Below are 14,737 nucleotides of genomic sequence, written 5' to 3'. Positions count from 1 at the left end.
AAAAATCTCATATTGAATTTTGCCGGATGAGCCTTCAATTGATTGGCCTCATGCGGCAAAATTCGTTATATGGCTATATTATATTTACATCACTCGCGTTGTCACTCAGTCTGCGTAACTTACTGAGCATAACTGCTGCAGTTTCTCCCGGCTTCGCTTCAGGCGCATCTTAACTGCACTGGTTTTGAGCCTGTATATTTGGGCGATCTCCTCAACAGTCATTCCTTGTTCATACTTCAGGCGTAATAAGGTTTGCTCCTTCAAAGGAAGGCTGGCCAACGCTTGCTGGAACGACTGAAACGTTTCCTCCTGCAAGCCAGCTTCCCGGGAATCCGCCAACTCGTGATTTTCATTCAGTGGAGTCGTGTTAAGCCGTTTGGCTATACGTAACTGATCGGAGCAATAATTAAAGGCAATTGTGTTCAGCCAAGTCGAAAAATTGGCCCGTTCCTGAAAGGCATCCAGTTTGTCGAAGGCCTTTATAAATATGTCATGGGTGAAATCCTGTGCTTTTTCAGAATCTTTGGTCATATAAAGGCATCGTTTATAGACCTTATTAACATATCGATTGTAGAGCGTTTCGAAAAGTTGATTGGGCTGAGCAGGCAAATAATGCCGAATCATCTCTTCATCCGTTAAAGTTACGTTCATTGGAGAATGGCAAGTTGATGCTTTTTAAATGTGTTAACAATACACATACGATTGCTATAACTCAATTAGATGTTTATACATTAAAAAAATCATTCATTATTTATTAAACGGTGTGTAATGACTTAGTGACAACTTTTTAGCCCATGTATATAGGTTTGGTAGTTTTCTGATGTGCTTTGGTTAAGAAATTACCTGGAAATAGCCATTCGCCTGACAATGAAAACATCGGTTTTAGAGTTGAAAACAAAAGACTATTAATGTATGGAAATTACGCTCAGAACCGAAGTAGAAACACTCATCAAGAAATACCGTAAAGAAAATACCAGTTCTCCCAATGGTGTACTCGCCGATTATTTGACTAGTTCGTTGAAGGCCTTCGATAAAGTGCTGGACTACCACCATGAATTGATCGAAAAAAATACGCCCGCAAAAGCCTCCGAGTCGACAGCTGACAGCGTGACCTTGACAACGCTGGATGAGGCTGTTGCCTATCTGCTGCCTCGTTTTGAGGGTATGGAAAAATATATGGGAAAGAGTGAAGAAGAGTTTACGGCTTTCTGCCATAGTGAACTAAGCGGAGGCATTGGCATGAAGATACAGCGGGAGTTAAAGCTATGGGTGGTTGAGTCGCCCTTGCATCAGTATTTTTTGCGGAAACACAACCTGCTTCATCTTGATGAAATGAGCGATTTAATTATCCGGGGGGTGTACCAGAAATTTAATCGATCCAACTAGCCAACCGGTTATCCTGAAAAGATTATCCCGGCGGTTTCCTGCCCGATACGTAGTGGCGCAGATGAAGAAACGGCAGGGCAATACTTTTATCGACTAAAATAAAAAAGCATATACAGAGCCTGTATATGCTTTCCAGTTTATAACCTAACCTAAACTAAATCTATGAAGTCGACTATGGGCTCATTAGGCCAGGGAGTCGGAATTTTCTTTCTGCAATTAGCTTCCTAAACGGCCTGGCAGTTGCTCGGTCGATTTCTTCTATCCAGTTGCAACTATCATACCAGCTCATTAAAAACACCGTGTGTACTCATATCGCGCTACTGGCGGGGCACTCATTGTACGATTTCGGACAAACCCCGTCCGCTTATGTACAGCTACGTAGTAGGAGTTGATAATGAATCACCGTGTCGTAAGTGACGTAGCGGAAGCCGACGAAGCCAATGCGCATTTGCTTTTTTTGCTGGAAAGACACACAACGACCATCAAATTTTGAGTAAACCTTGCCTACTTTGCTTTCCTTCCGGGAAATTGGCGGGTTATGTACCTGCCAATTTGATCATTTCGGATTTCCTCGCCTAATGCTGTCTGGCAGCTGCATCGTATGAAAATCAACGTTGAGTCAATCGTTTACGGATTATTTGCCTTTTACGGCTTGTTTTTAGTGAGTGGTTGTCATCAGTTTGGCCCCACCACAAAGTATACGTCAGCTTATAAAATCGCGACAGACGACAGCACGTTAGCGGGCGATACATCTCCGTTCCTGATGCCTTATAACCGCATTATCGATGCGGCCGGAAAATCGGTCAGTTTTGGCGATGCCAGCCTTGAAAACCATAGTCTGGATGCCGTGTTGCTACCGGATAAGAAAACGCTGGTTGTTGAAGATCGTTTTGGCATCGCTTTTTTTGATGTAAAACAACAGCAACTGATTTCGCGCTGGGATTATACGAAAGGCTCGAATCTAAAAGGGAGCATGAGTTCCTTCTCAGGCATCAAAGCCATCGTTTACCACGATTCGACCTACATTTTCTGGGGAGCTGGTGGTCGGGGAAAACCGAATTCATACGTTATGCAGGCGGTGTGGGACGGCTCGCGCGCCCGACTGGTTCGGACTATTCCGTTTGAAGCCATCGCTCCGGCAACTATTGCCTTACCCAACGAAGTGGCGGTTAAAGAAGAAGCCGGCGAATTGTATTTGTATGCCGTTTTGAACGGCAATAATCAGTTCGTTAAAGTCCGGATTGCTGATCAAAAAGTGATCTGGACAGCCCCCACCGGAGTTGCCCCGTTTGGGCTGACCATGATTGAGGAAAAAGCCTACATTACTAACTGGGCTGGTCCCGTTCCCGACGCTAGCAATGGGCTGGAAACGGCTGGTGTACCCTGGGGGAGCGCTTACATTGATCCCAGAACGGGCGCTATGGCACGGGGAACGGTTTCTGTCATTGACATTCGACAAGGGAAAGTAGACCGGGAATTGCCCGTGGGTCTGCACCCCAACGCCATAATCAGTAGTCCCGATCACCGATTTCTATATGTAGCGAATGGCAACAGCGATTATGTTTCTATTATTGATGCTCAGAAACAGCAGGTTACCGACTCTATTTTTGTCGGCCTGTTCAATCGGGGAAATGGCTACATTGGCAGTACACCAAATGCTTTGGCCATTAATCCGCAGGGCACTACGTTATACGTAGCGAATGGCATGGATAATGCGATCTGTGTGGTTGAGTTGGGAAGTAAGGCATCAACTACCGCTACGGGCAATCATCAAATCAAGGGCTATATTCCTACCCAAGCCTATCCGTCCGGTATTGTGCTGAATGAGAATGAATTGTACGTAACCAATTTAGAAGCCGTTGGCCCCAGAGTTGCCAATGTGGTCGATCAGGGTAGCCAGGGTAAAAATCCACAGCAGGATACCAAAGCCTATAATTCTCACAAACAGTTAGCCTCTATCTCGTTTATTCCAGTACCTAATGCCACCGAACTGGCGGCCCTTACGGAGAAAGTAAAAAAACAGAGTCTTGAGTTTCGGCTGGCGTTGACCGAACAGGCACCCCGACCAAATGTTGCCCCAAAACCTGTTCCGGAACGTATTGGCGAACCGTCGGTATTCAAGCATGTTTTGTATATTATTAAAGAAAATCGCACCTACGATCAGGTGCTGGGCGATATGCCGCAGGGAAACGGGATGCCTTCTTTGTGCATATTTGGGGATAGCATAACACCCAACCAACACCGGCTGACTCAGGACTATCTATTGCTCGACAACTACCACGTATCCGGAAAATCATCGGCCGAAGGACATCACTGGTCCAGTGCGGCAATGGTTACGGATTATACAGAAAAGAGTGTTCGGGCCTGGTTCAGGAGCTATCCGCACGTATTATATGACGCGATGGTCTACGATAAAAAAGGGCTGATCTGGAACAATGCACTTGATCACGGCAAAACAGTACGTATCTACGGCGAAGCCTGTTCCTGCGCCTTTGACAAGAAACAATACGACTGGAGCAAGCTGTATCAGATGCGTCAGACCAGCCAGCCTTTTTCGTACACGAACACCACGACTATTTCTCGCGTCAGGCCCGTGCTGTCCATGAATTTTCCGGGCTGCGACGACGAAACCATCAGCGATCAAATGCGGGCTGATGCGTTTATTAAGGAATTGCAGGAAGCCAATGCAAACCCTAATGCCGATTTGCCCAACCTGATGGTTATGTCGCTGCCCAACGACCATACGGCCGGTCTAAGTCCGGGATTTCCCGTTCCCAGGGCAATGGTGGCCGATAATGACCTGGCCGTTGGCCGTATTGTTGAAGCGGTCACTAAAAGTCGATTCGCAGCGTCGACGGTCATTTTTATTACGGAAGACGACTCGCAGGCGGGTTGGGATCACGTATCGGCCTATCGGACAACGGGTTATATCGTTAGCCCTTACTCTCGCTTACAGAAAACCATTCACACCAATTATAATCAAACATCCGTTGTGCGCACGATGGAACAGATTCTGGGTTTACCGCCAATGAACGTTATTGATGCGACGGCCCTGCCCATGTTCGACTGTTTTGTTGACAAACCTGATCTGTCATTTACCTACAAAGCACAACCCAATCGCGTTGATCTGGCCGAGATGAATCCGGCAACTGGCCTGAAAGGAACGTCGCTTCGTTTCGCCAATCAATCCACCAAGTATGGCTTTCACTTCATTGACCGGGGACATGATGATTTACTCAACCGGATTTTATGGTTTTCGGCAAAGGGGAAAAAACGGTATCCCGCCGAGTTAGCGGGCGCTGAAGACGATGATGACGACGACGATGATTAGGGAGCTGTCAACTAAGGGCGCATCTTTTGAATAATCAACAGAAACTAATCACAATTTTTGTCCACAGAGAACACAGCGTAGTGTACTTTTATTCCGCTGTGTTCTCTGTTCCGCATCGGTGGACCGCTCTGTGGACAAAAAACTCAGTCCTCAGTTATTGAAAAACCCAGTGTCGCCAGTTTTTGGCAGGTCGATTCATAGTCGAGATGCTGAAAAGCTTGAATGCCGACTGACTGCGCTACTTCAACAAACATCTGCCGATCATCGAAATAAATTACCTGTGCTGGGTCTATCTGGCTAATATCCAAGGCTATACGGAAAATTTCGGGGTCAGGTTTACGCACGTGAACGTAGCAGGACGACATAAACGCGTCAAAAAGTTCTTTGAGCCCAAAGTGCTCAATTCGGTACGCATTGAGTTCCCGCCCTTCATTGTTGACGGCAAATAGCTTTAGTCCGTATTGCTTTTTTAGCCGACGAAACAAATCAATCATGGCCGTATGGGGCTCCGATTGATCCAGGATGAATTGCGTAAACGTTTCGCGGGAAAAGTCGCGGGGTTCGTAAAAGACAATCCGCGTCAGGTACTCGTCCAGCGTCATTTTGCCTGACTCATACGTATCAAATATGCGGTGGTGGCGCTCGTTCAGGACGTTGAAATCGAGGCCAAATTGCTGAGATCCCCGCTGACGTGCCTGCTGGTCCCAGCCATTCGTTAGTAACACGCCACCAATGTCAAGGAAAATTGCTTGTATCGATTGTTGAGCTATCATGCGGCAATAAACTAACTATTTTGTTTCCGGCAAGATTCTGGGGCAAGCATTTTCTACTCAAGCCAGCAGCGGCAGTACAACCGTAAACTGAGTATCTGTCTCTTCAACGATAGGCTGGGAAAGATGTAGCATCTGATATTTTGCTACGATATTGGTCAGACCGACACCATTCGATAACACCCGGCTTGTTTTGCGCTGTAGCGTATTACTGACCCGTAACCAGGCCTGTTGATCGACCGTAATCTGAATATAAAGGGGACGTTTGACCGACGCTACGTTATGTTTAACGGCATTCTCGACCAACAACTGAAGGCTCAACGGAGGAAGCTGGTAGGAGAAATAAGATTCGTTCACCGCCACATCTAAATGCAACGCTGCGCCGTAGCGAGTTTGCAGGAGATGGTAATAGGCGTCAATAAACTGCAATTCGGCATCCAGCGTTGTGAGATGCTGTTGGTTGGACCGAAGCAGATACCGGTACACTTCGCTGAGTTTATCGACAAATCGCTCGGCCTGCTTCGGGTCTTCACTAATAAGAGACGACAGTGAATTTAAGGAATTGAACAGAAAGTGCGGATTGACATGCTGTTTAAGCGCGTCAAGCTGGCTTTGCAGATGAGCCGCCCGAAGCTCCTCCCGTTCCTGCTCGGCCTGTCTCAGTCGATGCTTATTCAACGATACATCCTGAACAAAAAACAGGATGCCATAAACAACCAGTAAGAAAAGAGCATATTGAATGCCGTGCAAAAAGTCAAAACCGTAGAGGGATAGCTTGATGGTCAGATTATTGATCGTAACCGACATACCATCGTGACTACCGAAGTAATTGGCTAGTGTTCCATGGATGGCCAGGAATTCGAGCGCATTTGAGAACCAGGATAGGAATGTAGTGGACAGGGCACCGCTCAGGAATGTCAGCAACAGGCGTTTGGTTACCTGGCTCCTGGCCGGAAATGCGGCCTTATACTGGAGAATAATCGTCCGGTTCAATTGCCATGTCGCTATGGTTGTGCCAGCCCCGATCAGGAATTTGACAAACACCATCCCGGTAAGCGGCTGGCGGTAGAAGTCATCAATCGTAACGGATACCACGACCAGCAGGGTAATCCCGATGATACGTAGCCACTTATCCTTAACGTAGTCCTTCATTCATTTTCAAACTGTCTAACCAAATGTAGTAAGCCCACGCCTATATTGAGGCATTCTTACCAGAGTATTCAGCGACTCAGCTTTATTTCTTACGTCAATGTCGCGTACCGTCGCCGTCAACGCATCCGCGCTACGAACCCCTCCCAAATCGGAATAAATGGAAAACATTGATCGGCTTTGATGAAACGGAGAATCCAGTGCTTGCTACTTTTCGTATATGGATCATCCTGGATAGTTCGAGTGCTACGTGTCAATTCGTAATTAGTGGCATGGACCAAATCAACAACTCGGGCTCTACTGGCTTATCTCATCTATGGAAAACTGAACTTTGTAATTTTACGGCGAATGCACTCAGGCTACCTTATATCAAGGCAGCCTGATTTTATCTTTCTCTTTTGGATTTTATGGCTATCTATTTTTCTAGGCCCGTCAATCCAATTCCCTGCCGGATTGCGTATGTACGGCTATACAAAACGTACTGAAAAACTTGGCTTTGCTACTTGTGGAGGAGTTTCGGGCTGTCTCGCTGGGGCGGCCTGAATTGTTTTCTACATACTGAGCTCTTAGGCCTTGCCAGTTAAGGTGTACCGGTCAGTAATGCTGGGCAGACTCTGATAAATTTTCCGGATCGCCACCCACCGCCGACGCGACACCGGCAGCACATCCCCAGAACGCAGATGAATGAAGCCCCCCCGGTCTGGGTAGGTAGGCACCATCCGCTCGATGTAGTGAATGTTTATGATGCAACTGCGATGAGCCCGCACAAACAACTCGATGGGTAATTGCGGTTCATAGTATTTTAAGGTGCGGGGCAGCAGCATACGCTGGCCGTCTTTCCAATGCAGCCAGCTATAATTGCCCGTCGCCTGTAAGAACATAAGATCCGCAAATGGAAGCGTAATTTTGCCCGTATTACGAACGTGCATTTTAAGCGCACTGGTGGGTTGATTGACCGAAGTATTCATACCTAAAAAAGAAGAGAAAGGTTGAGTGGAGGATCCAATCATAGTAGGTCCGAATGAGTGAACAAATGTGGTAGTTTAGCCAAGTCAGGTGTTAACTCATTTTCAGCATTCTTTGACTCATTTCCAGCATTTGCCTGTGAAACGTCGTTTTGGGGCAGGAAAGGCTATAGGTTCGTCCATCAACGGTTATCTTTCCACCGGAAAATGATTTCCGACAAAAGTCTATATCCGGGTTACATTCCAAAGCAGCAAAAACACCCGATTACGAAAACGGGTGTTTTTGCGGGGGTGTTAACGAAGAAATTTGAGTTGTTTGGGTGCTGGCCTTCCAGGTATTTTCAGCCGAAAAGCTTACTACGTTTCCGCGTAGGCTGACGGCAGTACGCCAAACTCTTCCTGGAACATTTTGGTGAAATAGGATAGGTTCTCAAACCCTACCTGATAGGCAATGGCCGAGACGGTCTCATCGCCCTGAGCTAGCAGGGTAGCCGCACGCTGTAGCCGATATTGTCGCAAAAACTCCACAACGGTCAAGTTCGTCAGGGCTTTGAGTTTGCGCAGCAATTGTGACGGACTCAGGTTCATGGCTTTGCTGAACGCTTCGACCCCAAATCGACTATCGCTCAGGTGTTCCTCAACAATGGCTCGGGCCTTTTTCAGAAAAGCGTCTTCGGGAGACGTAGCCTGAACCGAAACGGGTTCGTGAAGGAGCAGGCTACTGGTATAATGGAGCCGAAGGCGTTCCTGTTTGTCGATTAGATTCCGCACCCGTACCTGAATTTCCGCCCGGTTAAAGGGCTTGGTCAGATAGTCGTCGGCGCCGAGCTCGAAGCCTTCTATCCGATCCTCAATGGTGGCTTTGGCGGTGAGCATTACCACCGGAATATGACTGGTAGCTTCCTGCGTCTTCAGCATCCGACAAAAACCAAAGCCATCGAGCCGGGGCATCATCAAATCGCAGATAACAATGTTAGGCAACGTAGCCGTGGCTTTTTCCAGACCGTCCAGACCATCAATAGCGTCAATAATCTGGTAATCGGTCTCAAAGATACTCCGTACATAAGCTCGGATATCGGCGTTATCGTCGATGATGAGAAGAATATTCTCGGAAACCGGAGAATCAACTAATCCATTGATCGGCACTTCCAGGGGTAATATCCCCACAGGAAGCGGCCGCCCGTCCATAAAGGAGGCTTCACCGCTGGAGGTGTCATCAGGGGTTTGTGTATTGTCAGCCGCTATGGGTGCGGCCATCGGCGTCAGTGGCAGATGAACCGTAAACGTAGTACCCTTGCCTTCGAGGCTATCAACCGAAATCGTGCCTTGTAAGACCTTCACCAGTTCATTGACCAGCGCCAGGCCAATACCCGTGCCTTCGTAATTTCGATTAGACTGACTATCTACCTGATAAAAGCGGTCGAAGATTTTGGGCAGGTTGGTGGTAGCAATGCCAATTCCCGTATCAGCCACTCGCAGGATGACCCCCCCGGGCTCATACGCTACGTTCAGGCGCACTACGTTACCATCGGGCGTAAACTTAAAGGCGTTGGACAGCAGATTCGTTATAATTTTCTCCACCTTATCACGATCAAAGCGAACCCAGTGCGTAGGTTGATCCTGCGTGAAGATGAACTGAATGGCCCGGCTATCGGCCAGCGAACTAAACGAGCTGGCCAGTGTCCTGAGAAAGGCGGCAATGTCGCCCGGTTCGGCCTCCGTTTTCAACTGACCCGCTTCCAGTTTGCTCAGGTCGAGCAACTGGTTTGTCAGACTGAGCAGCCGCTGGCCGTTTCGCTCCATCAACGTGAGGTCAGAATCATCAGGAAATCGTTCTTTCAGGTTATCCAGTGGTCCCAGAATCAACGTGAGTGGAGTGCGAAACTCATGCGAAATGTTGGTAAAAAACTGCGTTTTGAGCGTATCCAATTCCACCAGCCGACTGGCTTCCTGTTGCCGGAAGACTACCTGTTGCTGAAGCAGTAGCCGCTGGGTCTGGATTCGGTGCAACTGCCAGGTAATCAGGGCCAGCACGAGCAGATAAACCCCATACGCCCACCAGGTCCGATAAAAGGGCGGATGCACCCGCACCTGTAACGCTATGGGTTTACTCCAGTGCTCCCCCTCCACCGACCCACTCATCTGCAGGGTGTAGTTGCCCGGTGGTAACTGGGCGTAGTTGGCAAAGCGATTAGTGCCTGCCGACACCCATTTCTCATCAATGCCATCGAGTCGATACCGATACTGGTTTTTCGCCGAATTGGCATAATCCATCAGGCCGAACTCGAACGTAATTAGGTTCTGGTCATGAGCCAGGTCAATGCGCTGGGTGTTCTCAATGCTTTCCGTCAGAATACCATCGGGGCTTCCCACGTCAATGGCTTCATTATTAACTTTCAGGCCAATCAGGTGCACCTGTGGCGTAGAGCCCCCTTTTCGCACCAGGTCTGCAGCCCGGAACGTCGTTAGTCCATTAACGCCCCCGAACATCAATTCCCCCGAAGAACTTTTGAAAAATGAACCCGTGTTAAACTCATCGTCCTGTAAGCCGTCAGCTTTGGTGAAGTTGCGGAACTGCTTTGTTTTGGGGTTGAACTGAGCCAGGCCCCGGTTGGTACTCAACCAAAGATTCAGGAACGTATCGGTCAGAATTCCATATACCACCTTGTTGGGCAGGCCTTGCTTTTCCGTAAAGTGGGTGAAGTGCCCCGTCTGTTTATCCAGGCGGTCAAGTCCACCGCCTTTCGTACCCACCCAGAGGTAGCGACCCGGTTCATGGGGGTCATCAAGCAGGCTCAGCACAATGTCGTTGCTCAAACTCTGGCGGTCTGTCGGACTGTTTTTGTAGAGCGAAAATGTTGGGCTGGTTTGTGTGTGGTCGGCTCGTACTAGTCCCTGTTGGGTCGCAATCCAGAGCGTACCGGCCTGATCGAAGTACAGGGCATAGGTTTCGATTTCGGCTCCTTTCTGCGGTAACAGCGATTGATAGGAGAAAACTCGAAATGTTTCCGTCTTTGGATCGAACCGAAGAAGTTTACCATCGATTGCTCCAAGCCAGAGCTTACCGGCTTTGTCCTCAACGGTCTGATTGTAGTAGAACCCAAACGATGTATTGGATGGCAGGGGGTATTTTTTGAGGAGCTGCCAATCGGCACTAAACTTAAACAGGTGCATCTGGTGCGTCTGGAAGTGCGTGTTCGACACCCAGAACGTGCCCTGTCGATCCTGCATCAGGTAGCGCTGCCGTTTATCAGCGGGTGGCAGCGCATCGCCCAGGAAAGGCTGAGTCCGGTTATTGAGCCGATCGAATTGGTAATACGAAAACTGATGCCGGACGTAGGTGCGCCCCTGCTGATCCGCATACAGATAAGAAAGGGTCATACCCGGTAACGTTGACTGAAACTGCTTGATCTGAGGATTGAATTTCCGCAGGCCATATCCGCTCGTGCCCACCCATATATTTCCTGTCCGATCTCTGAGTAAGTTAGTAATCGCATAGAGGTCGGTTGGTAACGTGGTAAAGGCATTACGTACCGTAAGGCTATCCTGTCGCATGAATTCGTCCAGCGACATGATCCAGAGGAATTCGCCCCTGGCGATGGCCAGTGTGGTTGAATTGAGGGCATTCAGGCTAATGACAGCGTCCTTATCTTTCCGTACCAGGACGGTCTTCTGTCGGCCCCGCTGGCGGCAGACGACTTTATTCTCCTCGTCGATCGTCGCCAGCAGGGCATCCTGATTTATATCACTGTAAAAGGTCAAACCCCTGGCGAAATCACCTGTAAAGCTATTGAACGTGCTCGCTTTCTGGGGATGTTGCCAGTTAAATGAGAGTAAGCCATTGGTGGATATGGCCATGGCCTGACCGTCGGGACGAAAGTTAAGCTGCTTGATGAGGTCCGTCACTTTTCCGTCAACTGAAACCGGTATGATCTGTACCTGATCAGTTAAGTTAGCCTGATCAGGGGAGCCGTTTTTAAGGGCGTTGGCTAACTGGATTTTAAATAATTTAATCTCACCCGCCACCACCCAGATCGCGCCCTGTGGATCTTCGAAAATAGTATTGATGGCATAATTTCCCGCGTTGGGCAATGCCTGGTCGCGAATGTTGAGGTGATAAAAGCGCTGGGTGCGCGTATCGAACAGATTAAGCCCTTTGTTAAGCGTACCTACCCAGAGCCATCCGCGGCTATCGACCAGCAGCGACGAGCAATTGTTGTCGGAAAGACTATAATCGTTATAAGGATCGTGGGTAAATACGGTGAAATTATAGCCGTCATATCGGTTTAGTCCATCTTTGGTGGCCACCCAAATGAACCCTTTCGGATCTTGTTTGAGGTCATACACCATCCCCTGCGACAGACCGTCAGAAATAGTAAGCTCCTGCCAGCCTTTGGCCGTCCGATGGGTCGGCTGGGCAACTAGTGTAAAGGGAAGCAGAACGAAGAGTAGGTGGAGTAAACGCATTCTGGCACACCATTAGTTTTCTAACTACGAGAAACCAGACGCTTTCGATTTCTTCGTAGTGGCAAATTACTGGTTTGTTACATAAAAAGATAGCTTTTTGGTAATATGATACTAATTGAGTGATCGTTTAAAGACAGATTAGACCCTGTGTGAAAACGGTGACTAATCTCGTGTACCTTACACGCAAAGAACCAGCCAGACCTACGCCTAACTGGTTCTTTTTTCGATGATTATAGACCGTTACCCCGATGTATAGCAACTAGCCGTTGTCAGTCTTCTTATTTATTGAAATATTCGACCAGGTCAGCATCCGAGTTGTTGGTCAGCTGCAACTCCCCAATAGCACTGCCCATTACCAAAGCACTGATACTTAAACGACCTTTGGTATTGCCCGGCCGTAGTTGACCGCTCAAACGCACCGATACTTTCGCTCCCGCCCCCAGACCCCTTGTGCTGAGGATGTAGAAACTCTCGTTCGAGGTCGCGTCAAACTGCCACACCGTGTTCTGTACCTGACGACCCACCACCAGCGTGGTCGCCGGATCGAAACTGAGGCTGAATAAGGTATCTTTAGCCAGGTAGACCTGGATCAGCCCGTTACTAGACCGACTGTTGAGTTCCACGACGTCCACCACTAGGTTAAGCGTACTGGTCCCGTAGACCGTCGAGGGACTAGTCAACAGGAGAGGAGTCAGATCAGGCTGGCAGAGGGCCGTCAGATCCACACGTCGACTCACCTCCACGCCGTTCTGGCGGGCCTTCACCAGAACCGTCGTGGGATGATCCCGCAGTGACTCGGGTACTTCCTGCGTGGCCAGGCTGGTCCAGTCCGTAATGCCCTCGGCGTAAAACTCCACCACTGTGCCATTGCCGCCCGTGGTCTGGAAGGTAATCCAGCCGCCTGAGCAGTTGTAGTATGAATTCTATTCGAGTCGCTATTGCTGACGACCAGCTGTTGTTTCGCAAAGGCATGATGGCTATTGTCGATACGTTTGAGGGCATAGCCATTACCCTTGAAGCCGACAATGGTCGCGCCCTGCTCGACGCGCTGGCTACCGCCGATCCACTTCCCGACGTAGTGCTGCTCGACCTCTCGATGCCGGAACTGAACGGTGTCGAAACGATTAAACTCATCCACCGGGACTATCCGACGCTGAAAATCATAATTCTGTCGGTCTATAGCGAAGATCGGTTCTTGGCCCACCTGATGGATTTGGGCGTGAATGCCTACCTGTTCAAGAACGTAGAGCCGCAGGAAGTGGAGCGGGCTATTCGAGCGGTAGTCGAGACGGATTTTTATTTTAATGAAGCCTTCCTGAACGCACTGAAAAATCGGATGCTGGTGAAAAAGCCCCACCGGTTGCTCACTGACGATTTGCCCGCTACACTCACGAGTCGTGAAATTGAAGTTTTAAATTTGATTTGCAAGCAGTTAACCGCTCCGGAAATTGCCGATCGACTCTCGCTCAGCATCCGTACTGTAGATGGCCATCGGGCGAATCTGCTCGAACAGCACCAATGCCCGCAACACCGCGGGTCTGGTGCTGTTCGACATCAAAAACCGCCTGCTCGATCCGGCTGATCTGCTTTAAATGTGTGAACCTGTCCTGTATTTTCTAGAAAGATGGCATCTCGATGATCCTTTGCGGTGGATGCTTTGGCCGTTTCTAATCCCGATCTCACGTTAAAATAGGTTGTAGGGATACGGGGCTTTTTTGGGATTTACTTTCGGTAAAGATGGCCCTCCTTTACCAGGACGACGAGAAAGCTCTGGCCGGTATACCATGGATCAAGCCTGTCGCTGAGGTTCTTTCCGTATAAAAATAGGATCATTGAAGCAGGCAGAGGCCTATTTTGGTTTACTTTGAGCAACGGATCGCCTAATATAGTTTACTACCCTTGCTGGTAACGCCGTTTAATAAGTTGCCAACAGCTAGTCGGGGTAATTGCTATACTTTGCCCGAAAATCGACGGCAATGAACTACATATTCCTGTTACTGCTTTGCCCTATTTTATGCCTTGCCCAAAAGAAAACCTATACACTCGCAGACACTAATATTCGGATTGATTCGGTAACGGGCGGTATGTTTTATACCGACGTAGTCCCCGTTGAGGGAGCCACTATAGATAAGCTTTACAGCCGGGCGAAAACGTTTCTATTGACCTATTTTAGAAACGAAACACCTGTGATCCAAATTGACGATAAAGAGGCTGGCGTAGTGGGCGGACGGGGTAAATTTGTTGAGAATTTGACCAAACGGCAAATTCTTCTAGTGGGCTTTCAGCAGATATACTACGAAATGGGCATCGAAATTCGCGTTCAGGACGGATGGTATCACTACAAAATGACCAATATTGACGTAGTTGCTTCAACCTTTCGGTTACGTATTGACGACCCCTTGCGAAAGAATCCTGAACTGGCAAAGCGATTGGCCGCGAAGGGATTTTCGAAATGGCAATACAATCGATACATGGGGAACAAAAGTCAGGTGAATAAAATAGTTCGTCAGCTTAAACGGATGATGGACTCTTCCCATGACCTGAATGACAGTTAGCAGGGCAGTTAGTTGCCAACCACCTGATACCCTACTGATATGACTACACGATAGCTTACTGGTTCATCGTATAGCCTTATCCGTTATTGTTTTGTTGAAACGCAGTGGCTTATA

At 48.5% G+C, this 14,737-nt stretch carries 10 protein-coding genes; 4 read left to right on the top strand and 6 right to left on the bottom strand.

Going from position 1 to position 14,737, the window contains the following annotated elements:
- Positions 1–105: 105 nt before the first annotated feature.
- Positions 106–651, bottom strand: coding sequence for an RNA polymerase sigma factor (locus BM202_RS15070; RefSeq protein ID WP_093827467.1), 546 nt, complete (start codon positions 649–651; stop codon positions 106–108).
- A gap of 261 nt (positions 652–912) precedes the next feature.
- Here BM202_RS15070 and BM202_RS15065 point away from each other — a divergent pair, with 261 nt between their 5' ends.
- Both BM202_RS15065 and BM202_RS15060 read left to right on the top strand, forming a co-directional pair.
- Positions 913–1,386: a DUF6794 domain-containing protein gene (locus BM202_RS15065; RefSeq protein ID WP_093827465.1), complete on the top strand. Its 474-nt coding sequence runs from the start codon at positions 913–915 to the stop codon at positions 1,384–1,386.
- Positions 1,387–1,987: 601 nt separating this feature from the next.
- Complete coding sequence (locus BM202_RS15060; protein ID WP_093827463.1) at positions 1,988–4,717, top strand: bifunctional YncE family protein/alkaline phosphatase family protein; 2,730 nt, start codon at positions 1,988–1,990, stop codon at positions 4,715–4,717.
- Between the two features lie 143 nt (positions 4,718–4,860).
- Here BM202_RS15060 and BM202_RS15055 read toward each other — a convergent pair whose 3' ends face one another.
- The 5 genes from BM202_RS15055 to BM202_RS15035 form a co-directional block, all read right to left on the bottom strand.
- Positions 4,861–5,490: an HAD family hydrolase gene (locus BM202_RS15055; RefSeq protein WP_093827461.1), complete on the bottom strand. Its 630-nt coding sequence runs from the start codon at positions 5,488–5,490 to the stop codon at positions 4,861–4,863.
- Between the two features lie 57 nt (positions 5,491–5,547).
- Positions 5,548–6,639 (bottom strand): sensor histidine kinase, encoded by a 1,092-nt coding sequence (locus tag BM202_RS15050; protein ID WP_093827459.1) that lies wholly within the window; start codon positions 6,637–6,639, stop codon positions 5,548–5,550.
- A gap of 563 nt (positions 6,640–7,202) precedes the next feature.
- A complete protein-coding gene (locus BM202_RS15045; protein ID WP_093827457.1) occupies positions 7,203–7,604 on the bottom strand; it encodes a LytR/AlgR family response regulator transcription factor in 402 nt (133 codons plus the stop codon).
- 354 nt (positions 7,605–7,958) lie between these two features.
- Entirely contained in the window at positions 7,959–12,068 is a 4,110-nt protein-coding gene (locus BM202_RS15040) for a hybrid sensor histidine kinase/response regulator transcription factor (protein ID WP_093827455.1), read from the bottom strand.
- 278 nt (positions 12,069–12,346) lie between these two features.
- Entirely contained in the window at positions 12,347–12,928 is a 582-nt protein-coding gene (locus BM202_RS15035; RefSeq protein ID WP_093827453.1) for a hypothetical protein, read from the bottom strand.
- Between the two features lie 56 nt (positions 12,929–12,984).
- Here BM202_RS15035 and BM202_RS15030 point away from each other — a divergent pair, with 56 nt between their 5' ends.
- Together BM202_RS15030 and BM202_RS15025 are read left to right on the top strand one after the other, a co-directional pair.
- Positions 12,985–13,650: a response regulator transcription factor gene (locus BM202_RS15030; RefSeq protein WP_245776671.1), complete on the top strand. Its 666-nt coding sequence runs from the start codon at positions 12,985–12,987 to the stop codon at positions 13,648–13,650.
- 394 nt (positions 13,651–14,044) lie between these two features.
- Positions 14,045–14,623: a DUF4468 domain-containing protein gene (locus BM202_RS15025; protein WP_093827451.1), complete on the top strand. Its 579-nt coding sequence runs from the start codon at positions 14,045–14,047 to the stop codon at positions 14,621–14,623.
- The last annotated feature ends 114 nt before the right edge of the window (positions 14,624–14,737 follow it).

The organism is Spirosoma endophyticum (assembly GCF_900112365.1).
Taxonomy (GTDB): Bacteria; Bacteroidota; Bacteroidia; order Cytophagales; family Spirosomataceae; genus Spirosoma; species Spirosoma endophyticum.
Note: the sequence above shows the minus strand (reverse complement) of the source record. Positions and strands in the feature narration are given on the sequence as shown.

Bases quoted from the DNA above. Each gene is read 5' to 3' on its own strand.
- BM202_RS15065 (WP_093827465.1), top strand. From the start codon at position 913: ATGGAAATTACGCTCAGAACCGAAGTAGAAACACTCATCAAGAAATAC.
- BM202_RS15050 (WP_093827459.1), bottom strand. From the start codon at position 6,639: ATGAAGGACTACGTTAAGGATAAGTGGCTACGTATCATCGGGATTACC.
- BM202_RS15070 (WP_093827467.1), bottom strand. From the start codon at position 651: ATGAACGTAACTTTAACGGATGAAGAGATGATTCGGCATTATTTGCCT.
- BM202_RS15060 (WP_093827463.1), top strand. From the start codon at position 1,988: ATGAAAATCAACGTTGAGTCAATCGTTTACGGATTATTTGCCTTTTAC.
- BM202_RS15040 (WP_093827455.1), bottom strand. From the start codon at position 12,068: ATGCGTTTACTCCACCTACTCTTCGTTCTGCTTCCCTTTACACTAGTT.
- BM202_RS15025 (WP_093827451.1), top strand. From the start codon at position 14,045: ATGAACTACATATTCCTGTTACTGCTTTGCCCTATTTTATGCCTTGCC.
- BM202_RS15055 (WP_093827461.1), bottom strand. From the start codon at position 5,490: ATGATAGCTCAACAATCGATACAAGCAATTTTCCTTGACATTGGTGGC.
- BM202_RS15045 (WP_093827457.1), bottom strand. From the start codon at position 7,604: ATGAATACTTCGGTCAATCAACCCACCAGTGCGCTTAAAATGCACGTT.
- BM202_RS15030 (WP_245776671.1), top strand. From the start codon at position 12,985: ATGAATTCTATTCGAGTCGCTATTGCTGACGACCAGCTGTTGTTTCGC.